Origin of the sequence: Botryobacter ruber (assembly GCF_003347595.2) — a bacterium.
Lineage (GTDB): Bacteria > Bacteroidota > Bacteroidia > Cytophagales > Hymenobacteraceae > Pontibacter > Pontibacter ruber_A.
In genome coordinates, this window is the sequence record NZ_QCZK02000041.1 from 40,667 (window position 1) to 65,603 (window position 24,937).

At 44.7% G+C, this 24,937-nt stretch carries 22 protein-coding genes; 20 read left to right on the top strand and 2 right to left on the bottom strand.

Translation table 11 applies throughout. The annotated features are described in order from the left end of the window. The first annotated feature begins 36 nt into the window (after nucleotides 1-36). Nucleotides 37-906 (top strand): UTP--glucose-1-phosphate uridylyltransferase GalU, encoded by an 870-nt coding sequence (gene galU, locus DCW36_RS13025; protein WP_114778909.1) that lies wholly within the window; start codon nucleotides 37-39, stop codon nucleotides 904-906. A gap of 73 nt (nucleotides 907-979) precedes the next feature. Here the strand turns inward: galU and DCW36_RS13030 are convergent, their stop codons facing one another. After that, nucleotides 980-1,516 carry a YceI family protein gene (locus tag DCW36_RS13030; protein WP_114778911.1) on the bottom strand — a complete coding sequence of 179 codons (537 nt, stop codon included), beginning with the start codon at nucleotides 1,514-1,516 and terminating at the stop codon, nucleotides 980-982. Nucleotides 1,517-1,985: 469 nt separating this feature from the next. On the opposite strand from DCW36_RS13030, the gene DCW36_RS13035 reads away from it, so the two are divergent. Continuing rightward, nucleotides 1,986-3,533 (top strand): carbon-nitrogen hydrolase family protein, encoded by a 1,548-nt coding sequence (locus tag DCW36_RS13035; protein ID WP_114778913.1) that lies wholly within the window; start codon nucleotides 1,986-1,988, stop codon nucleotides 3,531-3,533. 109 nt (nucleotides 3,534-3,642) lie between these two features. Here DCW36_RS13035 and DCW36_RS13040 read toward each other — a convergent pair whose 3' ends face one another. Beyond that, nucleotides 3,643-4,554, bottom strand: coding sequence for a chain length determinant protein (locus DCW36_RS13040; protein ID WP_114779244.1), 912 nt, complete (start codon nucleotides 4,552-4,554; stop codon nucleotides 3,643-3,645). Nucleotides 4,555-4,980: 426 nt separating this feature from the next. Between DCW36_RS13040 and DCW36_RS13045 the strand changes: the two genes are divergently transcribed. The 18 genes from DCW36_RS13045 (at nucleotide 4,981) to hutH (ending at nucleotide 24,918) form a co-directional block, all read left to right on the top strand. Further along, nucleotides 4,981-5,760, top strand: a complete 780-nt coding sequence (locus tag DCW36_RS13045; RefSeq protein WP_114778915.1) for a DUF268 domain-containing protein — start codon at nucleotides 4,981-4,983, stop codon at nucleotides 5,758-5,760. A 121-nt stretch (nucleotides 5,761-5,881) separates the two neighbouring features. Beyond that, nucleotides 5,882-7,171 (top strand): lipopolysaccharide biosynthesis protein, encoded by a 1,290-nt coding sequence (locus tag DCW36_RS13050; RefSeq protein ID WP_164891125.1) that lies wholly within the window; start codon nucleotides 5,882-5,884, stop codon nucleotides 7,169-7,171. Nucleotides 7,172-7,216: 45 nt separating this feature from the next. Beyond that, entirely contained in the window at nucleotides 7,217-8,176 is a 960-nt protein-coding gene (locus DCW36_RS13055; protein WP_114778919.1) for a hypothetical protein, read from the top strand. 4 nt (nucleotides 8,177-8,180) lie between these two features. Continuing rightward, nucleotides 8,181-9,194, top strand: coding sequence for a glycosyltransferase family 2 protein (locus DCW36_RS13060; protein WP_125185176.1), 1,014 nt, complete (start codon nucleotides 8,181-8,183; stop codon nucleotides 9,192-9,194). Between the two features lie 12 nt (nucleotides 9,195-9,206). Next, complete coding sequence (locus tag DCW36_RS13065) at nucleotides 9,207-10,178, top strand: glycosyltransferase family 2 protein (RefSeq protein WP_114778923.1); 972 nt, start codon at nucleotides 9,207-9,209, stop codon at nucleotides 10,176-10,178. Between the two features lie 24 nt (nucleotides 10,179-10,202). Continuing rightward, a complete protein-coding gene (locus DCW36_RS13070) occupies nucleotides 10,203-11,144 on the top strand; it encodes a glycosyltransferase family 2 protein (protein WP_114778925.1) in 942 nt (313 codons plus the stop codon). A 47-nt stretch (nucleotides 11,145-11,191) separates the two neighbouring features. Next, nucleotides 11,192-12,172, top strand: a complete 981-nt coding sequence (locus DCW36_RS13075) for a glycosyltransferase family 2 protein (protein ID WP_114778927.1) — start codon at nucleotides 11,192-11,194, stop codon at nucleotides 12,170-12,172. A 3-nt stretch (nucleotides 12,173-12,175) separates the two neighbouring features. Further along, nucleotides 12,176-13,474 carry a hypothetical protein gene (locus DCW36_RS13080; RefSeq protein WP_125185177.1) on the top strand — a complete coding sequence of 433 codons (1,299 nt, stop codon included), beginning with the start codon at nucleotides 12,176-12,178 and terminating at the stop codon, nucleotides 13,472-13,474. Between the two features lie 34 nt (nucleotides 13,475-13,508). After that, the gene (locus DCW36_RS13085; protein ID WP_205702928.1) at nucleotides 13,509-14,564 is read left to right on the top strand and encodes a GHMP family kinase ATP-binding protein; all 1,056 of its coding nucleotides are present in this window, start codon (nucleotides 13,509-13,511) and stop codon (nucleotides 14,562-14,564) included. Nucleotides 14,565-14,651: 87 nt separating this feature from the next. Beyond that, entirely contained in the window at nucleotides 14,652-14,987 is a 336-nt protein-coding gene (locus tag DCW36_RS13090; RefSeq protein WP_240676171.1) for an SIS domain-containing protein, read from the top strand. A gap of 125 nt (nucleotides 14,988-15,112) precedes the next feature. Then, complete coding sequence (locus DCW36_RS13095) at nucleotides 15,113-15,853, top strand: nucleotidyltransferase family protein (protein ID WP_114778932.1); 741 nt, start codon at nucleotides 15,113-15,115, stop codon at nucleotides 15,851-15,853. Nucleotides 15,854-15,863: 10 nt separating this feature from the next. Beyond that, complete coding sequence (locus DCW36_RS13100) at nucleotides 15,864-16,370, top strand: D-glycero-alpha-D-manno-heptose-1,7-bisphosphate 7-phosphatase (RefSeq protein ID WP_164891127.1); 507 nt, start codon at nucleotides 15,864-15,866, stop codon at nucleotides 16,368-16,370. Nucleotides 16,371-16,608: 238 nt separating this feature from the next. Beyond that, nucleotides 16,609-17,727, top strand: a complete 1,119-nt coding sequence (locus DCW36_RS13105; RefSeq protein ID WP_205702929.1) for a glycosyltransferase family 4 protein — start codon at nucleotides 16,609-16,611, stop codon at nucleotides 17,725-17,727. Nucleotides 17,728-17,853: 126 nt separating this feature from the next. After that, nucleotides 17,854-18,996 carry a glycosyltransferase family 4 protein gene (locus DCW36_RS13110; protein WP_114778936.1) on the top strand — a complete coding sequence of 381 codons (1,143 nt, stop codon included), beginning with the start codon at nucleotides 17,854-17,856 and terminating at the stop codon, nucleotides 18,994-18,996. A 25-nt stretch (nucleotides 18,997-19,021) separates the two neighbouring features. After that, nucleotides 19,022-20,218, top strand: coding sequence for an O-antigen ligase family protein (locus DCW36_RS13115; RefSeq protein ID WP_164891128.1), 1,197 nt, complete (start codon nucleotides 19,022-19,024; stop codon nucleotides 20,216-20,218). Nucleotides 20,219-20,276: 58 nt separating this feature from the next. After that, nucleotides 20,277-21,659: an undecaprenyl-phosphate glucose phosphotransferase gene (locus tag DCW36_RS13120; RefSeq protein ID WP_114778940.1), complete on the top strand. Its 1,383-nt coding sequence runs from the start codon at nucleotides 20,277-20,279 to the stop codon at nucleotides 21,657-21,659. Nucleotides 21,660-21,940: 281 nt separating this feature from the next. Further along, a complete protein-coding gene (hisS, locus tag DCW36_RS13125; RefSeq protein WP_114778942.1) occupies nucleotides 21,941-23,428 on the top strand; it encodes a histidine--tRNA ligase in 1,488 nt (495 codons plus the stop codon). Next, nucleotides 23,428-24,918, top strand: a complete 1,491-nt coding sequence (hutH, locus tag DCW36_RS13130) for a histidine ammonia-lyase (RefSeq protein ID WP_114778944.1) — start codon at nucleotides 23,428-23,430, stop codon at nucleotides 24,916-24,918. Before hisS ends, hutH begins: the two co-directional genes overlap by 1 nt. Nucleotides 24,919-24,937 lie beyond the last annotated feature (19 nt).

Consider the following 24,937-nt stretch of genomic DNA (forward strand, 5'->3'; position numbering starts at 1 on the left):
CAATAAATAAGATCAACACGAAAAAAACTGACACTGATGATAAGAAAAGCTGTTATACCCGCCGCCGGACTTGGCACCCGTTTCCTGCCTGCTACCAAAGCGCAGCCAAAAGAAATGCTTCCGATTATAGATACGCCTACCATCCAGTACGTGGTGCAGGAAGCCGTTAATTCAGGTATCGAGGATATCCTGATTATAACCGGAAAAGGCAAGAGAGCTATTGAAGACCACTTTGACCGTAACTTTGAGCTGGAAGAGCGCCTGTTGCAGAAGGAGGATGAGATGTATAATGAAATCATGAAGCTCTCGGACATGGCGAACCTTTACTTTATCCGGCAAAAAGAAATGGCAGGACTGGGAGATGCCATTATGTACGCGCGTCAACACACCGGCGACGAGCCCTTCGCCGTGCTGCTCGGCGATACCATCATCGATTCGGTGATGCCGGTTACCCAGCAGCTGATGGACATGTACAACCAGTACCAGTCATCTATCATCGCGGTAGAAACAGTGCCTGCCGACAAGGTTAACCGCTACGGTATTGTAGGCGGAAAAAGGATAAGCGACTCTATCCTGCAGCTGGACCAGTTTGTAGAGAAACCGACCATAGAAGCCGCTCCTTCCGACCTGGCCATTGCCGGACGCTATATTTTAACGCCCGGAATTTTCAGAGCGCTGGACGAAACCCCGAAAGGCAAAAACAACGAGCTGCAGCTGACCGACGCACTCACCAATCTACTGAAGCGTGAAAAAGTATTTTCGCATACGTTCGAAGGCAAGCGCTACGACATCGGCAACAAACTTGACTTCCTGAAAACGAATGTAGAGTTCGCCCTGAAACACACTGAATTTGCTACACCTTTCCTTAGTTTCCTGAAAGAGATTGTAGCCACTTATAAGGACTAACAGCACACAAAAGGCGCAGCGCCTGCAAATTCCGGCACTGCTCCTTTTTTTATGCTTACCTGTACGTGCTGAATTATCCTTGCCTGATCAGCTGTATATCCGCATTCAGCCTGACATCGTCGCTGACTACTACCTGTCCGGCTTCGGTTACGGCATTCCAGGTCAGGTTAAAATCTTTCCGGCTGATCTTGCCTCTTACCGTGAAGCCCGCTTTTGTCTGCCCGTACGGGTCCACAACGGTACCGCCATACTCTACCTCTACCGTTACGGGTTTGGTAACACCCCGTATCGTCAGGTCGCCATGCAGGTTGGCGGTGTCTTCGTCTACTTTCTCGTACTTCCTTCCCTCAAACCGGATCTGGGAGTAATTTGCCGCATCAAAAAAGTCGGCAGAGCGCAGGTGCGTGTCGCGCTGGTCGTTGTTGGTATTGATGGAGTCTACATCGGCGGTAAACACAATATCCGAGGCTCTTTCAAAATCATCACCTTCTGTTTCCACCTCCAGGTTGAATTTACTGAAATACCCGGTTACGGTGGTGATCATGAGGTGCTTCACCTTAAATTGAATTTCGCTGTGCGCCGGATCAATAACCCATTTTACTTTTGCCATGGCTGTTTGTTTTCGTTAAGTGTAACTATTAAATGTACCTACCTGTATTGTATCGTTTTGGGTAGAAAAAGGTTTGCGTTATCAGGAACAACCTCAGCAGAATAAGCAAGGGCTTTGGTACCGGCAGTAATAAAACAGCTTTCGATGCCTTTGTTTCAGGAGCAGTGGGTATGGTGGCAGTGGCAGCAGAACTTTTTAACCGCCTGAAGCACAAAGAGAGCTACTGCTGTTGCCACCATACCCATTGCTCTTCCCTTTTTTGAAAAGAGGAATCGCGTACCTGCCTTCTCTCCTCCAGGATCCCCGGACGCATCATCAAATAATTTGTAGCCGGATTTTACCCGGGCCTATGGCACTTGCTATTTTTAAATTAATTTTGTTTCAGTCCGAAATCAGGCAAATTGCTAAATTCTAAATCAAAACCTTACCTGCTCCACGTATACGGTAGAGCAACTGTCAACCTACATCTATGAGTGAAAAAAACGACCAAAGCACCGAACACCGTTTAATACTGCGCCAACTGGAACTCAGGGACTACAACGAAATGAAGGAAATTATGGACCTTGTCTATTCCAACATGTCGGCCTGGACCCGTAAGGAATTTTCTACGCTCCTGAAGAAATTTCCGGAAGGCCAGATTTGTATTGAGGACAAAGGGAAAGTGATAGCTGTGGCCCTGAGTATCATAGTAGACTATGCAGCAATCGGCGACAAGCATACCTATGAGCAGATAATTACCAAAGGAGCTTTTAAAACCTACGACCCGGAAGGCGACACGCTTTATGGCCTAGATGTGTTTGTGCACCCGGAGTACCGGAACCTGCGCCTGGGCCGCCGCCTCTACGATGCCCGCAAGGAAATATGCGAAAAGCTGAACCTGCGCGCTATTATTGCCGGAGGCCGAATTCCAGGCTACAGCGAATATGCCGACAAACTCACACCGGCAAAATACATCGAGATGGTCCGGAACAAGGAACTGTCGGACCCGGTACTCTCTTTCCAGTTGAGTAATGACTTCCACGTACGCAAAATCCTGAAAGGCTACATGCCCGACGACAAGGAATCGAAGGCCTATGCCACGCTGCTGGAGTGGATTAATGTGTACTACGAAGAAAAGGAGAAGCTGATCGGCGGTAAAAAAACTGTCGTGCGGATCGGGATAGTGCAGTGGCAAATGCGGGCTGTAAAGTCGCTGGACGATATGATGCAGCAAATCGAATTCTACGTGGATACGGTCAGTTCCTACAAATCGGACATCGTAATGTTCCCCGAATTCTTCAACGCCCCGCTGATGGCGCTTTCCAACGAGGATACGCCTTCGGAGGCAATTCGCAGCATGGCGGAGTATACAGAGGAGATCAGGGAGCGCATGATCCACCTGGCGCTGTCGTACAACATCAACATTATTGCCGGCAGCATGCCCGAGTACTACGATAACAAGCTCTACAACGTATCGTACCTCTGCCGCCGCGACGGCACCTACGATAAGCAATACAAGCTGCACGTTACGCCCGACGAAACCCACTACTGGGGCATGCGCGGTGGCCATAAGCTGAAAATATTTGACACCGACATTGGCAAAATCGGCATCCTGATCTGCTATGATGTGGAATTCCCGGAGCTGGCCCGCATGCTGTCGGAAATGGACATGAAAATTCTGTTTGTTCCGTTCTGGACCGACACAAAGAATGCTTACCTGCGTGTGCGCCTCTGTGCGCAGGCGCGTGCCATCGAAAATGAATGTTACGTAGCTATTACCGGCAGCGTGGGCAACCTGCCGAAGGTGGAGAACATGGACATCCAGTACTCGCAATCGGCCGTCTTCTCCCCTTCCGACTTTGCTTTCCCGCACGATGCGGTTGTAGCCCAGGCCACGCCCAACACCGAAATGACCCTGATCGCCGACCTGGACCTGGACCTGCTCAAGGACCTGAATACCGCAGGCAGCGTCCGCAACCTCCGCGACAGGCGCAAAGACCTTTACAACCTGAGCTGGGTGCTGCGTAAGGATGATTAAGGCATTGCGAATGGACGTTAATGTAAAAATCCCGGCAGGTTCTGATACCTGCCGGGATTTTTGCTTACTGCAGCAGCCACCATACCTTCTGCTGTACCTGTTACCTGCATTAAATGCCTCTTCTTCTTTTCTCCAGTATACCGGCTACAATCAGCCCGGCCAGCAGCCCAAGCAGTCCGGAAATTGTTAAATATACTTCAGGTTTAGGACCGGCAGGCTTCAGTCTTGGAACAAATCCATTTACAACTTCGAGGTTATTTAACCTGTCAAGATCCGACTCTAACATGACCTGCTCTTTATACATGCTCACACTTTCGCGATAAAGGTTAGTCGGATCCACGGCCTCTCCATACACAAACCCATTTACAGGTCCCTGTGGTGCTACTATAGATGTTTTCACGCTGTCGATAGAGCCTATATCGCTCTTTAACTTGGATATAATTTTCCGTACCTGATTTTCCCGGATTTGCTTCTGCTTCGAAAAAAACTTATTTGACTCCAGGAAATTGACCAGGGCGGGCTCCATGGTAGAAAAAAGCTCGTTATTGTAGATAGACAGATCTATCTGGAACGGCGAACCAGTCAGTATACTATCGTCACTTATTCTGCCTTCGTCGAGATTAGTTACCTTCAGGCTCCTGATTTCAGAAGCCGCCTCCGGACTTATTTCCAGCCGGGAAGCAATGGCTGCGTGATTTCCATCATCAACCATATAGGAAAGCCTTTTAAGCTGGTCTTCCACAAACTCGTTCCTGATGTTGTACAGCATCAGTGTCATGGTAGAATTATAGTAAGGCCTTTGCTGCAGGTAATAGGCATAGCCAATACCTAAACCTGCCAGTACAAAAATCAGGACCAGCAGCGCATGCCTGCGCGCCAGCCTGGCCGATTGAACCGTTCTGTATTTCAACCGGTCAATTCCGCTCCCTATCTTTCTGAATACCAACCGCAAGTCTATTTCATCATGCGTTTTCTCCGCCTCCCTCCGATACTGGTATTCTTTCTCCTTTAGTTCGTTCATATCCATCTTTAATAGGGCAAATATACTTTTATTTGATTTTTTATAAACAATAATCCGGGAAACTTTTTAGGTTTTGCAGCGCAGCATGAAAGAAAATTTCATTCACTTCGACAGAAGCAGCAGAACCCGGAGCGTTTACCTGGCGGTTCTGGATGATGATGGACAAAACAGCAACCTCTTTAGCAGCCAGGCTACCACCATACAATTACTAATTTGAAATAAATTTATACTATCTTGCCTCTTAATTCAGCATACATTAAAGCAAACGTTATAGCCGGTTTAATTATTGGCCTTTTGCTGCTAACGCCTGGCTGACAAACACAACAGCAGGTGACTGCATGCTGCTTATGGTGCATAGGCTGCATAAGCAACAGTAGTAAAATAGGGTGCCGGGTTCGATTCATTCCTTTTCCCATTAATATATACATGGTTCATAAAGTATTAAACATCCTGAATTTTTTTGGTTTCGACCCTCGTATAGCCTTACAAAACATACAAGGGTTAGGGTGGTATTACAGGGATCTTAAAAAAGTAAAGCAACAGCTCTCGCAGCGTAACGATTTTGAGATAAAAACATTCCGACCGATACTGCTCGATAAAACATCAGAAGGCGGTACTCTTTCAGGTCATTATTTTCATCAGGATTTGTTTGTGGCGAAACAGATTTTTAAAAATAATCCGACGAAGCATGTGGATATAGGCTCCCGAACAGATGGTTTTGTAGCCCATGTTGCCTCTTTCAGGGAGATTGAAGTTTTCGACATCCGCCCCTTGGTCAGTACCGTTGGCAACATCAGGTTTGTGCAGGCTGATTTTATGGAGCCAAATCCTGCCCTGAAAGATTATACCGACTCCATCTCCTGCCTGCACGCAATCGAACACTTTGGCTTAGGCCGCTATAACGACCCTATTGATGTTGAAGGGCACCTGAAAGGCCTGAACAATATTTACAATGTCCTGCAGAAAAACGGCAGATTTTATTTTTCCACGCCCATTGGGCCGCAGCGTATCGAATTTAACGCGCATAGGGTGTTCAGTCTTTCCTACCTGCTCAGCCTTTTCTCGGCTAACTATACAGTAGAAAATTTTTCGTACGTAGACGACAAAGGCAACATGCACGAGCATGTTCAGTTAACAGAAGAACTGATCGCTTCCAACTGCGGGTGCACCTATGGCTGCGGCATTTTTGAACTGGTAAAGAAATAGGGTATACCTACCAAAGCCTCAGCGTGCATCCTGCGGAGCAGCATTTTTGCGAAGCATCTGGCGGCTTCTGTCCCCCGCAAGGATAATCCAGCTTTTGATAAGTTCTAGACCGATAAATACCGTGCAAAAAGCAATAGACGTTTTCCGCTTAGTCCGGAATAAATTGTTCAGGTCCAATTTTTTAAGAAACCTGTTTATCTATTCTTCAGGCGCGTTATTCTTAAAAGGAATCTCTTTTTTTCTTATTCCGCTTTACACGAAAGTCCTGGCTCCGGCCGAATATGGCTTTCTGGAGCTGTTAAATACCCTTATTACAGTACTGAGCATACTTTTTTCTTTTGGACTGGCGCAGGCAGTGTATGTGGAGTACTACCACCTAAATCCTGCCAAAAGGAAAGAAATGGTGGCTACTGTAATTGGCACTTATTCTTTGCTGGGCTTTCCGTTGTTTCTGCTATCAGGTTTTGCACTTTTCTATTTTGACTATCTCCTGTTCGAGCAGCCTGTAAGTTTTCTAATTGCTTTGCTAACCATTGCCAGTAGCTTTCTGCTTTTTTACCAGAACCTTTTCTTTTCTATCCTTCAGATTTCTAAGAAAGCCTTAAACCTGACGCTAAACAAGCTGTTTTTAGGCTTGCTAACAGCAGGTCTGAATATTTACCTGGTCTATTACCTGAGACTTGGTGTTACAGGAATACTGTTCAGCAATTGCAGCCTGCTCCTGCTGTCGCTGGTTTATCCCCTGTTTTTATTTATAAAAAAAATCAGACCCGACTTTTCTAACTTCACTTTGGGAAAGTCCCTCCATTACATCAGGACTGGCCTTCCTTTTATAATCTCTTCTCTTTCATACTGGGTTCTGTCCGGAGTAGACCGGTGGCTGATCGGTTTTATATTAGGTGAGCGCAGTGTAGGTCTATTTTCTGTAGCATATAAATTTTCGTCTGTGTATGAGCCATTGCTCATAGCACCTGTCCTTGGGGTTTACACCCCCTATATTTTTGAACGTTTTGCCAATAATAATTTCAAGCAACATAAAACCAGAATGACTCTTGCTGTATCAGGGCTGTTTGTACTGCTCGCCTTCCTTAGTTATATACTGGCAAAAACATTTATCGACAGAAGTTATTATGGTTCCCTGGTACTTATCCCTTTCCTGGTAGGGAGTTTTGCCTTTTATTTTCTGGCACAGCTTATCAGTTCGCCAATCTTGTTTTTAAAAAAGTCTAAGGCACTGGTTGTAAATATTATAACATCAGGCCTACTAAATGTTCTTTTAAATGTCATTTTTTTAAAGCATTTCGGCCTTATTGGAGCCGGAATGGCTGCATTATTCAGTAACTTTGCATGGTTTTTACTTTCTACTGCACAAAGTAGTTATATTCTGAGACAGAAGAGACAAGTTAGTTAATTCCGGCGCATAGGCTAATACTTTATTGGCCGAACAATAACAAACGTGGTTAAGCAAATATTAAAAAAAGTTCTTCATAAGTTAAGACCTGAAACAGACACCAGGTTCCACAGCTACTGTGCAACACTTGAAAAGCTGGTAAACTACAGGAATGCTATTGCCCAGCCGATAGAGGAAGGTACTACGGTTAGTATAATTATTTTCTCAAAAGACCGGGCTATACAGTTACATGCACTTCTAAGCAGTTTCTTTGAGCTAGTTACCGGTCAGGCCACGATCCGGGTACTCTATACAGTCTCTGATGCTGCCCATGGCCATGCGTATGAGCAGGTGGCGGCTTTGTTCAGGAACCATCCTGTAACATTTGAGAAAGAAAACAGCTTTCGGAAAGACCTGCTAAAATTGCTGGACACGATTAACACAGAAAAGCTTTTTTTTCTGGTAGATGATATTGTTTTTACCGAGCCGTTTGATTTAACAGAATTTGTAAAATTTAATCCGGACTACTTTGTACCTACGCTTCGGCTGGGCTTAAACCTTAACTTCTCATATACCCTGCAGCAACGACAGCCCCTGCCGTCATTCAGAACCCATATGGCTGCTGGTTCTGAATGGCTGATGTGGCAGTGGAAGGACGGGGCGCTGGACTGGGGGTATCCGTTGTCAGTAGATGGCCACTTGTTCAGGACAGCCGAAATTAAAATCATAATACAGAACTGTCAGTTTAGAGCACCTAATTCGCTGGAAGAAGCCCTGCAGGATTATATGCCGGTATACGCCGAACGCCTAGGAATTGCATGTAAGAAATCGCTTATCATGAACATCCCCTGCAATAAAGTACAGCTTGAAAATAATAATATAGCCGGCAACCTTTCATCGCAGGAACTGCTTCTGCAATGGCAAGCAGGCTTTCAGCTTGATTTCAGGAAACTCCGTCATTTTAAGAACACAAGTGCACATCAGGAGGTAGAGCTTACATTTATTAAAAGATCAAACTTTGCTTAGTCAGATGTCCACACCACAGGTATCCGTCATAATGCCGGTCTATAACGGCGAATTTTATATTCGGGAAGCGGTGAAAAGCATCCTGTGCCAAACTTTTCGAGATTTTGAGCTGATTATTGTAAACGACGGCTCTACAGATGGAACTGCAGCCATTATACAGGAACTTAGCCACGATAAAAGAATTAAAGTTATTAATAACCCTGCCAACCTGGGCTTAACCAGCACCCGGAACAAAGGCATAGCAGCCTGCAGCGGAGCCTATCTTGCCATGCTCGACAGCGATGATATTGCCCTGCCGGAAAGGTTGGAAAAGCAGGTGAAATTCCTGGATTCAAATCCTGATTTTGGTTTGGTAGGATCTTATGTTGACCTGATCGACAGCAACGGGGTTTATTTGGAAACACAGAAATATGATGCTGCTCCTGAGTTTATTCCTGGCATTCTGCTGTTTCAGAATTACTTTGCCCAATCGGCAGTTATGGTACGCAAAACAGCCCTGCCTCCCGTAGCGTACCGTTCTGAGTACCCGCTTGCAGAAGATTATGATTTATGGACCAGAATTTCAGTCAAACATAAAGTAGCTAACCTAAAGGAGGTATTAAGCAAATACAGAATTCACCAACGCAATATAAGTAAGACAAAAGCAGAAGCACTTGCGGCCAACCTGAAAGGAATTGCTGCCGAACAGCTGACGCAACTGGAAATTTTCCCTTCGCCTGATGAGCTGGAACTTCATACACGCATTGGCCAACTTGATATACCATCGTGTAAAGAGTTTATTAAAGCCGCAGAGCAATGGTTATTAAGGATACTTCTGGCTAATGAAAAAACTAAATACTATCCATCAGCTGCTTTTAGAATCGTAGTTGCACATAAATGGTACGAAACCTGTAAAGTTTCCGGCCAGGGAATATGGGCATACCGACAGATTCTGTGCTCACCCCTTAGCAGTGCTGCACAGTTTTGTAAGCTGATGAGGTCTAAACTAAAAGGGAGTTCAATCTTTAGCTTTGATTGAAAGCCATTGCTTATGCAGAACATGATAATAGAGCAGCCCCTTATTACAGTTATTGTACCTTGTTATAATTATGGGCATCTGGTTACTGAAACCTTACAAAATCTTAAGGAGCAATCATATCAGGTTTGGGAGTGCGTTATTGTAAATGATGGTTCAACTGATAACACAATAGCAATAGTATCAGAATTTATTAAGGGAGATTCACGTTTCAGGCTTATATCACAGCCAAACAAAGGGCTCTCAGTTGCCCGTAACAGCGGTATTAAAATCGCTAGAGGAGAATATATCCAGTTACTTGATGCCGATGATTTGCTTGAAAAACACAAATTTAAAGTACAGGCAACTTACTTGGCCAATCATCCGGAGGTTGATTTGGTTTATGGTAATGTAAAATATTTTTACTCTAATGAGCCTGCTATATATTATAAAAACGTTTCCGGAGAGCAGCTGGAATGGATGCCAAGAGTTTCAGGCCAGGGTGATGACATTCTGGTGCCACTGTTGAAAAACAACATAATGCCAGTAAATTCGCCGCTCATCCGTAAAAGAGCCTTTGAAATTGCCGGTACATTTGACGAAACGCTGCTACTAATTGAAGACTGGGACATGTGGCTCAGGTTTGCCATGCGAGGCATTCGGTTCCAGTATCTTGAGCTGAAGCAGACTGATGCCCTGGTGAGAATGCACAGTGTTAGTATTAGCCAGGACAAATGGAAAATGAGAATAAATGAACTGGAGTTAAAAGAACGCCTTCATCAAGGAGAGATGAGCCAGTTACACAAGCAAGTGCTGGCAAAGGAAAAGCAAAAGGTTTGTTTCCTGTTATTTCGGATTATCCTAAAAAATGCGGCTAGCGGACAAATAAGTACGGCACTCCACCGGCAAAGCCAGCTCCTCCGCAAATGTTTCATTATGGATATATTGAAGTATGGAAGCAGGAAAGCTCTGGCTAAAATTGGACTAACATTTAATGATCAGACATAAAAGTCTACCGGGAGATACATCGATATGAAATACAACCCGCTCATTTCTGTTGTAATGGCTACCTACAATGGCGAAAGATACCTGGAAGAGCAACTGGAGTCGATTTTCAACCAGACGTACCAGAACCTGGAAGTTATTGTATGCGATGACCTTTCTTCAGACAATACACAGCAGATACTGGAGAAGTATGCCTCCCATTTCCGCTTATGCTACACTATAAACAAAGAACGCCAGGGAGCGGCGCAGAATTTTGCAAGGGCCATAACACAGGCAACGGGAGACTACATTGCTCTGGCAGACCAGGATGATGTCTGGCTCCCCACAAAACTGGAAATTAGCCTGCATAAGCTACAGCAACTGGAGGCATCGAACGGGAAAGACAAGCCTGCCCTGGTTTTTTCTGACCTGCGTGTAGTAGATGAAAAGTTAGCTGCCATAAGTCCTTCCTACTGGCAGTTCATGCAATTAGTCCCCACAAACCATCAACTGAACAAGGTTTTAGTTGAAAATGTAGCCACGGGCTGTACCATGCTCCTCAATAAAGTTACTGCAAACCTTGCCTTACCCATTCCACCGGAAGCCCTAATGCACGATGTATGGATCTTGCTGACTGCTACCTGTTTCGGAAAAGTAGCCTATCTGGAGGAACCCACCGTACTCTATCGGCAGCATTCAAATAATGTAATCGGAGCACGTTCCAAATCGGTTGTTCAGAAGCTAAAAAGTGGATATATAAAACTTAAACAACAAAATGCAGGCCTGCTACAACCTGAAATAGATCAGGCTAAAGCATTTTATACCAGATACCAAAAATTAGTATCAAACCGACCCAAGGCAGAAGAGACACTGACAGCTTTTATCTCATTAAAAGAGAAGGATTTTATTTATAGGAAGGTCCTGATCCTGAAATACGGCTTTTATGGCAGTACGTTCCGTAAAGCGTTGAACGTACTGCTACGAGCTTAGCGTAAAATCTCTTATATTGCATAGATTATTAATCTCCTGCAGTATATATGCCTTCAGTGCCTAAAGTTTTTATTATTTTATTAAATTATAAGGGGTGGGAAGATACCATTGAATGCCTGCAGAGTTTACAGCAGTTGGTTTACAAAAACTGGTCTGCAATTGTAATAGATAATAATTCCCCAAACGATTCCGTCAAGCATCTGACAGATTGGGCTGTAGCCACATTCAGTAATAATCCTGCTGCATTTACTTTGATGGATGACACCGGAATACTTGAAAAAAAAATAGCTCCGGAAACTGTCGTTACTTTAATTCGCTCGAGTCATAATAGCGGCTTTGCAGCAGGCAACAACCTAGGTATCAAACTGGCACTTCAGCAAAGTGACTGCGATTACCTGTGGCTTCTCAACAACGATACCACAGTGGCAGCAAACAGCCTTACAGAACTTGTGCATAAAGCTGAAAACGCCTGCCTACACAAACAAAAAACAGGAATATGGGGCTCTAAACTCCTTTATTACCACCAACCGGATACACTGCAGGCAGTGGGCGGAAAGTTCAGCCTGTCTACATTTCGTTCCAGCCACATTGGTGAAAACCAGAAAGACGAAGGGCAATTTGACATTGAAGAAGTAAAGCAGGATTATGTAGTAGGAGCCTCCATGTTTGTAAGCAGAGCCCTGGTTGAAGATGTGGGCTTATTAGATGAAAGCTACTTCCTTTATTTTGAAGAACTTGACTGGGCTACCAGGGCAAGATTATGCGGATATAAACTTGGTTTCGTTTCGTCTAGCAAGATATTTCACAAAGAAGGCAAGACAATTGGGTCTAGTTCAGAAGGCCACAAAAAAAGCGGCTTAGCTGATTTTCATGGGATTAGAAGTAAAATAATTTATATTAAGAAATTTTATCCCCAAAAATTACTACGGCTTTACATATCACTTATAGCATCAGTAATTTTACGCATAGGAAGATTACAATTTAAGAGAGCGAGAAAAGTTATCTTACTTATTCTAAAAACCAATTGATTAATGGCTCTATCAACTAGAATTTCATTTTCCAATCTTACTGTTAAGACCCTTGTAGTAGTGTTACTGCTATACGGTTTTATCACCAACTTTTTATCCTTTACATCAATAAATCTTAGCACATTACTGACCGACTTTCTTTTTCTCCTGATGCTTGCTCACCTGTTACTGGTGCTTGCCTATAGTTATCTGTTTGGGCTAAGTTTGAATAAATATTATTTTTTTTATACAGTTTTCTGGTTACTTCTGCTGCTCTTAACTACACTAAAACTTATCTTTTTGGATGAAAATCCATTTCCAGAACGTGTATTAGGTTTAAGAAACAATCTTATATACAGCACCTTATTAATATATTTACCACTCATGATCAAAGATGAGGGTCAGATTAAGAGCATTTTTAAAATTTTTTTATTTTTCAGCCTGCTCCTGGTTGGCTTTTCAATTATACAATTTGTTTTCTCCTCACAACTGCCCCGTTCTTTGCTTGTGCTTAGAGGAGAAGGGCGCTTTGGCTTTTTTGGAACCGATATTGTAAGACCAACGGCTTTACTGGGCAATACGATTATTTATGCAAGTTTTACAATTATCCTCTTCTCCTATTATTTATCGAAGTACATTTTCGAGTGGCGTAAAAAGTACCTGTTGGTCTTGTTGCTAATAACTGCTGCCAACATTCTAACATTTACAAGAGCGACTCTGGTGGGTATTTTAATCGTCTTGTTGGTTATTTTGTATCTGCGTTATGCCCGTTTTTCCATTAAATTTCTGATGAAAGGTTTTTTTACAATAGCCTTGCTGGTAACGCTCATTCTTTCAGCAGGCTATTATTACAGAGACACCTTTCTAGTGCAACGCGTTATAGGTAAAGAGGCAAGTTCTAAGATGTCTACTAACGTGCATATTATTCAGATTATAAATTCAATTAAGTACCTGCAGAAAAAGCCATTAGTTGGTGCAGGAGTTGGAACTCAAGGCCCAAGTGGAAACGATGAAAAAAAAATTATTACCGATGGTTTTTGGTTTCAGCTGTTTTTAGAGAATGGCATGTTATTAGGTTCATTGTATTTGCTCTTTTACATCAGCTGTGTAATTTTTGCCTTCAGAACCTTTTACAAGACTACAAATCTACCCCTTAAACAAATCTGTATGTCCTTTGTAGCAATAAGTGCCTATTTTTATTCGGCCAATTTTATTAACTCTGCTTTGGCAGGCCGTGTTAATTTTGTCCTTTACTGGCTCTTTTTTGGTCTTCTGTTAGCACAGTACTTGATAGTTAAGAAAAACAGCAGGCGGCTTATATAAGGTAGAAGCGCTTGAATTTGACCCTATTAATAACTTGCCAAAGTTTGAATCTAATTTATATATGATAATTCGCTCAAAAGCACCGTTACGACTTGGTTTAGCAGGAGGCGGCACAGATGTTAGCCCGTACAGCGACGAATTTGGTGGTGCCATATTAAACGCGACCATAACCAAATTTGCATATGCCACTTTAATTCCGCTGAAACAGGATCAGGTTATATTCAAATGCTACGACATAGGCCAAAATTATTCTTTTAGTGATGTAGATGTATTTGACATGAGTGATGGGAAACTTACATTACTGAAAGGTATACATAACCGGATAAAACGAGAATTTAATATTAAAAAGCCACTTAACTACCAACTCGAAACCTTTGTGGAGGCTCCTCCCGGTTCTGGTCTAGGCTCTTCTTCCACCTTGGTAGTGGCCATTGTGGCTGCCTTTGCCGAATGGCTGGGCTTACCTTTGGGTGAGTATGATATTGCCCAATTAGCTTATAGTATTGAGCGTGAGGACTTAGGCCTATCTGGCGGAAAACAAGATCAGTATGCTGCTACATTTGGAGGCTTTAATTTCATGGAGTTTTATGCTGACCGGGTTGTTGTTAACCCTCTGCGGATAAAAGAAAAATTCATTCATGAACTGGAGTTCTCAATGCTGCAATATTATACAGGAACTTCTCGCCTATCTTCTAAAATAATAGATGCCCAAGTTACTAACGTGACATCAAAATCTGTTAAATCTATTCAGGCAATGCACTCTTTAAAGGAATTAGCCTATAATATGAAGGAAGTTCTGTTAAGGGGAAAGTTAAATGAGATCGGAAATCTCTTGCATGAAAGCTGGATTTCTAAGAAAAATATGGCTGACGAAATCAGTAATCCAGTAGTTGATGAGATTTACAATGCAGCGATTAGCAATGGAGCTTTAGGCGGTAAAATATCAGGTGCCGGTGGAGGAGGTTATATGATGTTCTATGTTAGCAGCAGTGCTATTTATAATGTAATGAATGTCCTAAAAGAATTTGGTGGACTGGTAGAAAGAGTAAATTATTATGACAAGGGTGTTATAACTTGGAAAGCCCGTTAAAAATAAAATCGAAAATAATTTCCGGATTTGAGGAAAATCTTTCATTACAAGAAGCTCTTCTTAATAACTCAGAACTTATTTAGCTGATTGAAAAGGTTGCAGGGCGGATGGTTTCTGCTTTTCGTTCAGGTAGAAAGGTATAATGGAGGCAGCGCTGCTGATGCTCAGCACTTGGCTGCTGAACCATACGGACAAATTTACTTTGATAGGGAGTCTTTAATTGCTGAAGCGCTGCACGTTAACACTTCCTATCTTACTGCTGTCGCGAACGATTATTCTTGTGACCTGATCTATCCAAGGTTAATTAAAGCCACAGCCCAGCAAGGAGATATTTTAGTGGGTATATCTACATCTGGAAACTCCACAAACTTTGTTATTGCTTTTAGAGAAGCAAATAAAAAAGATGCTTACCATTGCCTTTAAAAGGGCAGACGGTGGATTGTTGTGTTCGGAGGTTGGAATGTTAGTGAATGTGCCATTAATGGATATTCCTAGAATTCAAGAGGCGCATATCATCATAGGTCATATTATATGTGAAATAGTAGAAAATGAGTTATTTGGAGAATTCAGGAACTAAAGAGGCTATCGTATTAGCGGGTGGTCTAGGCACAAGGCTTCAATCAGTCGTAAAAGACTTACCAAAACCAATGGCGGAGGTTGCCGGTCGGCATTTCTTGGATTATATACTTTTTTCCCTGGCTAAAAACCAGGTGAAGCAGGTTGTGCTGGCAGTAGGCCATTTAAATGAAGTAATTCAAGAACATTATTCTGACGAGAAAAACAGATTTGGGCTTCGGATTAGTTACAGCATCGAAAAAGAATTGCTTGGTACAGGAGGCGCCATTACTCAAGCAGCAAATCTTATTGCAGGCGAATCCTTTTTTGTTCTAAACGGTGACACATATTTTGATATTGGGTTACGAACATTAGAAAACTTTGCACAACAAAAAGGGGCCAAAGTGGCACTCGCTCTAAAACAGATATCATACTCCCAACGATATGGCCAAGTTATTCGTGACGAAACGGATAAAATTATCTCATTTAAAGAAAAAGATTCTGGCTATGCACCGTCATTAACCATCAACGGCGGCGTTTACTATTTGCATAGAAGTGCCTTAACTGAATTCGAACTGCCAGCTAAATTTTCGTTCGAGTTGGACTTCTTGCAGCAGCACATCAGTAGCCTTCAGGCATACGGAAAGGTATTTCCTGGAACCTTTATCGATATTGGGATACCGGAAGATTATCAGACGGCACAAACACTCCTGCAAAATGTTATACAATCATAAGTTCGACACGTTGTTTCTCGACAGAGATGGCGTTATAAATGTAAAAATCGACAATTCTTATGTTCTTTCTGAACAGGACCTGGAAATTTTGCCTGGTATTCCGGCTTTTATGGCCTGGGCTAAAAAGCATTTCCGGTTGATTCTGGTCATTACGAACCAGCAATGCGTAGGCAAGGGGTTATTAAGCTTGACTGCTTTAGATACAATTCATCGCCTGATAAATCAAAAAACAGGCAGTCTGATTGATGATTTTTTTGTTTGTCCGCATCTTGTGCAGGACCAATGTGGCTGCCGAAAGCCAAATGAGCAATTGTTTCTGAAGGCTGCTGAAAAATACAATGTTGACTTCGCCAACTCTTGGATGATCGGTGATGCAGAGACAGACATTATCCCTGCAAAAAAGCTAGGTATCAAAACAATATTCTTCTCCACCCGAACCAGCCAAATCGCTGACCTAACCATTCCAGATTCCCATACTCTTCTTGCTGAGGCAGATCAGCTATTCACCCCCAGATAAATTTATCAGGTGTTATAGGGTGAGTCTCTCCAGTTTTTGCTCAAGTATAAAGTCAATTTAGGAGCAGTAGGTATGATGGCAGTAGCAGATTTAAGAAGTATTGCATTCTTGCATCCGGGTTGCCCTGCAGGTGGTAGCTTAGCAGATTATCTGCTAACTTGCACAGACTTTAATCCTGTTACTGTATTTGTATTCGTAACTGACTAGAGAGAACTTGTTTTAGAGTAACAACAACCATATGCATACGCTAACCATTGACGCCCGCATGATTGAAGCATCAGGCATAGGCAATTACCTGCAGAACCTTATACCTTTTTTTATAAAGAAATTTAACACATACTTAATAGGCAACCCCGAATTGCTTTCAAAATACAGCTGGGCAGAAAATGCCACTATCATTCCATGTGTTGCTCCTATATACTCTCTTAAAGAACAGATAGAACTGTCCATAAAAATTCCTAAATGCGATATATTCTGGTCGCCGCATTACAATATCCCATTGCTCCCGATAAAGGCCAAAAAGCGGCTTGTTACTATGCATGACGCTTATCATCTGGCCTACAGGCACACATTCCCGCTGCCTCAGCAGCTTTATGCAAAAGTTATGCTCAAAGCCGCCGCAACCCGTTCGGATAAAGTAATTACGGTATCTAATTTTTCTAAAAATGAGCTGAGCAAATACACCAGCATTCCTCGGGAGGTGTTTACGGTTGTTTATCCTGGTATTGATACGAAACTATTCAAGAAGCATGACAAAGAGCAGGCCAAGCATCTGCTACAAACTGTATACCCAGGCTTACCCGAGAATTTTATCCTTTACGTAGGTAACGTAAAGCCTCATAAAAATCTTATCACCCTTCTACAGGCTTACACTTTGTTACAGCAGGAATATAAATCGCCATTTGGATTGGTAATAGTTGGAAAAAGAGAAGGTTTTATAACTGGTGATGATAAAATTGCCGCCAAGCTAAAAGAAGATGACTTTCTAAAGGATAATGTATATTTTACTGGATTTGTCGAAAATGAGTATTTGCCCTTAATTTATAATTCTGCATCTTTGTTTGTTTTTCCTTCGATTTATGAAGGTTTTGGCACGCCTCCCCTTGAAGCCATGGCGTGTGGGTGCCCTGTTATTGCATCGAATGCAGCCAGTATCCCTGAAATAAGTGGTCCTGCTGCATTGCTGTTTAATCCTACTGATGCAGTTGATCTTAAGGAGAAATTGCATGCGCTATTAACAAACAAAAATAAACTTGAGGAACTGCGCCAGAGTGGTCAGGAACACGTGCGCAAATTTCCTTGGAAGACCACAGCAGAGAAGCATATTCAGATTGTCGAAGAGTTGATAAGTTCCTGACCGGAACCTGAGTATGCTAGATTTTAAGGACACTACCAAAAGAACTTATTCAACAGAAAACAAACCTACTCCGCCACAAAACAGCTTAATGCACTGCATGGCGGCAGCAGAAACAACAAGTTAAGTGTGAAAGTAGCGATTGTACATGAATGGTTTGTAGATTATTCCGGCTCTGAAAGAGTGGTTGAACAGTTGCTGCATCTGTACCCTGATGCGAGGTTGTTTGCCGTGATCGACTTTATGCCCGAACACCTGAAGCAGCACATTCTGCACAAGGAGGTAACCACCACGTTTATACAGAAACTACCTTTTGCCCGGAAACACTATCGGAATTACCTGGCGCTCATGCCCCTGGCCATCGAGCAACTGGACCTGTCTGGGTTTGACCTGGTGCTCTCCAGCAGCCATGCCGTTGCCAAGGGCATTCTTACCCATGCGAACCAGGTCCATATCTGCTATTGCCACTCCCCCATCCGCTATGCCTGGGATTTGTATCACCAGTACCTGCAGGAGTCCGGGCTGGCAAAAGGCTTGAAAGGCTTTATCGCCAAATCGATGCTGCACTACATCCGGATGTGGGATTACACAACTGCCAATCGCGTGGATCATTTTGTGGCCAACTCAGCTTATATTGCCAGGCGCATCAAAAAAGTATACCAGCGCGATGCAGAAGTTATTTACCCACCGGTAGCAGTAGAAAGCTTTCAGGTGGAGCCGGTAAAAGAAAACTTTTACCTGACTGCCTCCCGCATGGTCCCCTATAAAAAAGTGGACCTGATCGTGGAGGCTTTTGCCGGTCAGCCCGATAAAAAGCTGGTGGTGATAGGCGAAGGACCGGATTTTAATAAGATAAAAGCCAAAGCTACTAAAAATGTTACGCTGCTGGGCTATCAGCGCTTCGACGTTCTCCGGCAGCATTTACAAAAGGCAAAAGCATTTATCTTTGCAGCCGAAGAAGACTTTGGTATTGTTCCGGTAGAAGCCCAGGCTTGCGGAACCCCGGTGATAGCCTTTGGAAGAGGTGGCGCCTGCGAAACAGTAATACATGGAAAAACAGGAATTTTGTTTAAAAATCAGACTGTTGCCGCATTAACCGATGCCTTGGAGCAGTTCGAAGCCCAGGCAGCCCGCTTTGATCCGTATGCCATCAGGGAAAATGCCGAAAGATTCAGCATTAATGTTTTTAAGGAAAACATAACAACTTATATCCAACAGAAGCTGGCTGCCACGCTTTATCCGCAGAGTGGATCTTTATATGTTCAAAAGTAAACCTGACAGAAATTCAGTCTTAAAGATGGCATTGTTCGGCTTTGTGCTGTCAATGCCTTTTGCCATTAAAATCAATTCATTATTTGTTATCCTTACCGCTGTAATCTGGCTCAGCAAACTTACCCCCGTACAGGATTTAAAGCTTGTTCTGAAGCAACGCACGTTCCTGCTGCTTTACATTTTTTATGGCCTGTATATCATCGGGCTCCTTTACAGTGCCAACACCAAAGCAGCTGGTGCTGAACTGGAACTGAAAAGTACCTTTATCCTTTTGCCGCTTGCTTTTACATCCGCCCAGCTAACACGAAGAGACTGCAACAACTACCTGAAAGCCTTTATTGCGGGTAACGTTGCAGCCTCACTGATAAGTACAGGCATGTTGCTCCATAAAATTTTTATACTGGACCAGTACCGTGCCCAGGGAAGCTTTCTGAACGTGGATTGGGTGTATTTCTCCTATTTTCTGCCCAAGCAACTCGATTTTCACTCTCCCTACTTCAGCATGTATACCATCATGAGCGCTATTATTGCGGCTTATTTTTGTGTGATGTATACCTTTGAAAAAAGCAGGCCAGCCAAAAGCATACTGTATGCCGTGCTGTTGTTTTACCTGCTGGCCTTTACGGTAATGCTTTCCTCCCGTACAGCGCTCATTGCCGGTTTGATTATCCTTACCTCCGGTTTTATGGCTTATTTGCTCTACCGCCGGAAATTCCTGCTTTCCGTAGGGGTGCTGTTTGCTGTTCTCGTAGCCTCGTATGTGGTTATTACCAACACCCCTTACCTGAAACAGAAAATAAGCGAGGGAACCGGCTTTGACCAGCGCAGGCAAATGTGGCAGGGCAGTTTTAACCTTATTTCGGAAAACCCGCTGGCCGGCGTTGGCCCCGGCGACGTGAAAGACAGGCTGACCCGGGAATATTACCGCATAGGCTATTCCGAAGGCGTAGAAAATCATCTGGACCCGCACAACCAGTACATACAGCTGTTGGTTGCGCTGGGTATTGTGGGACTTCTTGTTTTCCTGGCTTATTTGCTCCAGTTGCTCTACCTTTCCCTTACGTTAAAAATTTACCTGCTAACCGCTTTTACCCTGCTCATCATGCTGTGCAGCATGACCGAAAGTGTCCTGGGCTCGCAGAAAGGGCTGGTGTTTTTTACATTTTTTTCAGCGCTCTTTGTTTCACCCAAAAAGGATTACGTCCCTAAAACCCATGCATAGCACACAAAGCAATATCATTTAAACCTATATTTGCAGATATTTGTGTGCTGAATACCCTATGCCCAGATTATATATCAAATACATCAAGTTAGTTCACTCTGTTGGAGATATCGCTGCCGTAGTGATTTCATCCATTACTGCATTTGGTATTGTAAATGGAACTATAAGCGGTTTCTCCGGATCGGGCTATCTGAATATTTTACTCTACTCACTTGTAGCCTGGGTTGTTTGTGCCTTACTGCTGGGAACGTACAGGTATTACCGCATAGCCCGCACGCTGCAGGTCCTGCTCGATGCCGTGAAGGTAGTGCTGCTTTACGTGCTTTTACTGGAGGCTGCTTTTAACATCATCAATGTACAGATTTTTTCCAGGACTTTCCTGATCTTACATTACATCATCCTGTTGGGCCTGGTGTTGTTCTGGCGTCTTTTTGTAACCTATACCATCCGGTACTTCCGCAAAAAAGGCTACAACTCCCGCAAAGTAATTATTGTCGGCTACGGCGATGCCGGGCAGGAGCTTCGGCGCTTCTTTAACATGCACCCCGAATATGCCTACCGCTTTATCGGTTTTTTCGATGATCAGGCCGTCGGGCAGCCCCATGTGGTGGGCAAAGTTGAAGACATCGAACGGTTTGTGCTCGAGAATGAAGTAGACGAAATTTACTGCTCGCCTTATGAGTTATCCAAGGAGCAGGTTATCCGGCTGCTGGATTTCGTGGATAAAAACCTCGTCCGGATGAAGTTTCTGCCGGAACCGGGCAACTTCGAGTTCAAGAAATTTAAGATAGATTTCTACGACATGATCCCGGTGCTCATTCTCCGTTCTATTCCCCTGGATGATGCCATCAATAAAATGCTGAAGCGTATATTCGATATCGGTTTTTCACTCTTTGTGATTGTTTTCATTTTATCCTGGCTGCTTCCTGTTCTAGCCATCCTCATCAAGCTGGATTCCAAGGGGCCTGTGTTCTTTATACAGGACCGGATGGGAATGGACAATAAAGTGTTTAGGTGCTTTAAGCTCCGCTCCATGTACACTCATTCAGACAACAGCGTAAAAGGCACGGCCCGCGGAGATGCCCGGATAACCCGGATCGGCGATTTTCTTCGGAAGTCCAGCCTAGACGAGTTTCCGCAGTTCTTTAATGTTTTTTTAGGACATATGTCTATAGTAGGTCCGCGCCCGCACATGTTAAAGCTGAACGAGGAGTATGCCATGATTGTAGATAAATACATGGTACGGCATTTTATTAAACCCGGCATTACGGGCTTATCGCAGGTCAGGGGCTACCGCGGCGACACCAGCGAAGTCTACCAGATCCGGGGCAGGGTAAAACTCGACATCTTTTACCTGGAAAACTGGACCTTCCTGCTCGATCTCAAAATAATTTTCTTTACCGTTTATAACATGCTGCGGGGCGACGACAAGGCTTTTTAAAGCCCCCTCTCTCCTGTTAAAACTTCTCTCGTTCCTTCACAATGCCAGGGAGCGTAATTTCCTCCTGCTGCACAATTCGGCCTTCCCTTTGCGCTTGCAGCAGGTGCAGCGGGAATGGTGGCAGCTGCAGCAAATAGTTTATCGCCGAAAAAGTCTGCTGCCGCTGTTACCACAGCCTCTGCACATCTTCTCCTGATTCTGCAGCATTAGCTCCCGAAGCCGCCAGCTAAATTTCCTGCATTTGCGCCGATTTTGTAACTTCGCAGGCAAACTCAGAACACATGAGCAAAGAAAAACCATCTATACCAAAAGGAACACGCGACTTTGGCCCCGCCGTGGTGGTCAAGCGAAACTATATTTTCAGCGTTATCAAACGCACTTTTCAGAAATTCGGATACCTGCCCCTCGAAACGCCCGCCATGGAGCAACTGTCGGTACTGACCGGCAAGTACGGGGAAGAAGGCGACCAGCTGATGTTCAAAATCCTGAATAACGGGCTGCACGAAAAGAAGGAGGCCGAAAAGGAAAAACTGCAGGAGCACTGGAACAAGCTGCTGAGCCAGCCTTACTCAACTCCGGCCATCACCGAACGTGCCCTTCGCTACGACTTAACCGTGCCTTTTGCCCGCTTTGTGGTGATGCACCGCAACGACATTACCTTCCCGTTCAAGCGCTACCAGATACAGCCGGTGTGGCGGGCCGACCGTCCGCAGAAGGGGCGCTACCGTGAATTTTACCAGTGCGACGCCGATGTGGTAGGCACTAACTCGCTGCTGTGCGAGGCGGAGATTGTGCAGATGATCGACGAAGTGCTCACGACCCTGGGCCTGACCGACTTCACGATCAAAATAAACCACCGCGGCATATTAGCTGGCATGGCTGAATCCATCGGCGCGAAAGGAAAAGAAGGCGAGATTTGCGTAGCTATCGATAAACTGGATAAAGTTGGTCAAGCAGGCGTGCGTAAGGAATTACTAGAAAAAGGTTATTTAGATAGCCGAATTGATCAACTGTTTGAAATATTAAAAGTTTCTGGAACATTTGATGAAAAGCTCCTTTCACTGGCGAATAAAATTAAAAGTCCAATTGGTGAAATCGATGATACTTTTGAATTGAATGAACAAAAAATAACAATTAACGATTTAAACAATCCGGATAACATAACAGACTGGAAACACAAAAAAGCTATCACTGATTTAAAAGGTGTGGAAACTTACTTGAAAGGGTTTAAATTTAATCACTTTGAAAGATTAGAATTCGATCCAACCTTGGCTAGGGGCCTCTCCTACTATACCGGATGCATTTTTGAAGTAAAGGTAAACAACGTAAGCATGGGCAGCATCAGTGGTGGCGGCCGCTATGATAACCTGACGGGCATGTTCGGGCTTCCGGGCGTATCGGGCGTGGGTTTTTCGTTTGGCGTAGACCGCATTTACGATGTGCTGGAAGAGCTGCAGCTGTTCCCGGAAAGCAGCCAGGTGGGTACGCGGGTGCTGCTGGTGCAGTTCGATAAGGAGTCGGAGTTGTACGCGCTGCCGTTGTTGCAGGCTCTGCGCGATGCAGGCATTTCGGCAGAGCTTTACCCGGAAGCCACCAAACTGAAAAAGCAGATGAACTACGCCGACCAAAAGAAAATCCCGTTTGTGATTTTGATCGGGTCGGAAGAAATGGCCTCAGGTAAGCTGAAGCTGCGCAACATGCAGTCGGGCGAGCAGCAGGACATGACCTTGCCGGAAATCATCACGCAGTTACTTACACCAGAAGCCTGATGAGCACGGTACACAGCATTTCCGCAGATCACCTGAGCCTGGAGCAGCTGGAAACTATTATCAGCCAGAAATATAGCCTCGCGCTTTCGCCGGAGGCCGAAGACCGGATTGTGCGCTGCCATGTGTACCTGCACCAGAAACTAAAAGGGACCCACACCAACCTGTACGGCATCAACACCGGGTTTGGGGCGCTGTACGATACTAAAATTTCAGACAAAGACCTGGAGTTGCTGCAGCTCAACCTCCTCAAGTCGCATGCCTGCGGTACCGGCGGCGAGGTGCCGGCAGAAATAATAAAACTCATGCTGCTGCTGAAGGTACAGGCGCTGGCATACGGCCATAGCGGTGTGCAGCTGAAAACCGTGAAGCGGCTGGTCGATTTTTATAACCGCGATGTTTACCCGGTGGTGTACCAGCTTGGTTCGCTGGGCGCCAGCGGCGACCTGGTGCCGCTCGCACACCTGAGCCTCCCGCTGCTGGGCCTGGGCGAAGTGTATTTCCAGGATTTTAAGCTCGACAGCAAACACGTGCTGGAAATGTTCGGCTGGGAGCCTGTCAAGCTGATGGCAAAAGAAGGACTGGCCCTGCTCAATGGCACGCAGTTCATGACCGCCTATGGCACCTGGAGCCTGCTGAAAGCCCGTAAACTGGTAAAGCTGGCGGATGTGATCGGGGCGTTGTCGCTGGAGGCTTTCGACGGACGTTTGGAGCCTTTCAGTCCGCAGCTGCACCGTGTGCGGCCGCACCACGGCCATACCGAAACCGCCACCACCATCAGCAACCTGCTGGCAGGAAGTGAACTGATTTCCCGGGAAAAAACGCATTTGCAGGACCCTTACTCCTTCCGGTGCATACCGCAGGTGCATGGCGCCACGAAAGACGCGTTAACTTATGCCCTGGCAGCTTTTACAACAGAACTCAACGCCGTTACCGACAACCCGGTTATTTTTCCGGAGGAAGACGAGATAATTACAGGCGGTAATTTTCATGGGCAACCGCTGGCCCTGGCCCTCGATTTCCTGGCGATTGCCCTGGCGGAGCTCGGCAGTATTTCGGAGCGGCGCACGTTCCAGCTTATTTCCGGCGCCCGCGGGCTTCCCCGCTTCCTGGTAGCGGAACCGGGCCTGAATTCCGGGTTTATGATCAGCCAGTACACGGCCGCTTCTATCGTAAGCCAGAATAAGCAGCTCTGCACCCCTGCATCCGTCGACACCATACCTTCTTCCAACGGCCAGGAAGACCATGTAAGCATGGGCGCCAATGCCGCCACCAAACTCTACAAAGTGGTGCAGAACGTGGAACGGCTGCTGGCCATCGAGCTCATGAATGCGGTGCAGGCGCTGGAATTCCGCCGTCCGGCTAAAACCTCCCTGCAACTGGAGCAGCTGGTGGCGGCGTTTCGGAAAAATGTGCCCTTTGTTGCTGCAGACCGGGAACTGCACCAGGACCTGAAAACAAGCATCCGGTTTCTGAATGAGTATACGCTGTAGCTGACACTGTTATAAATAC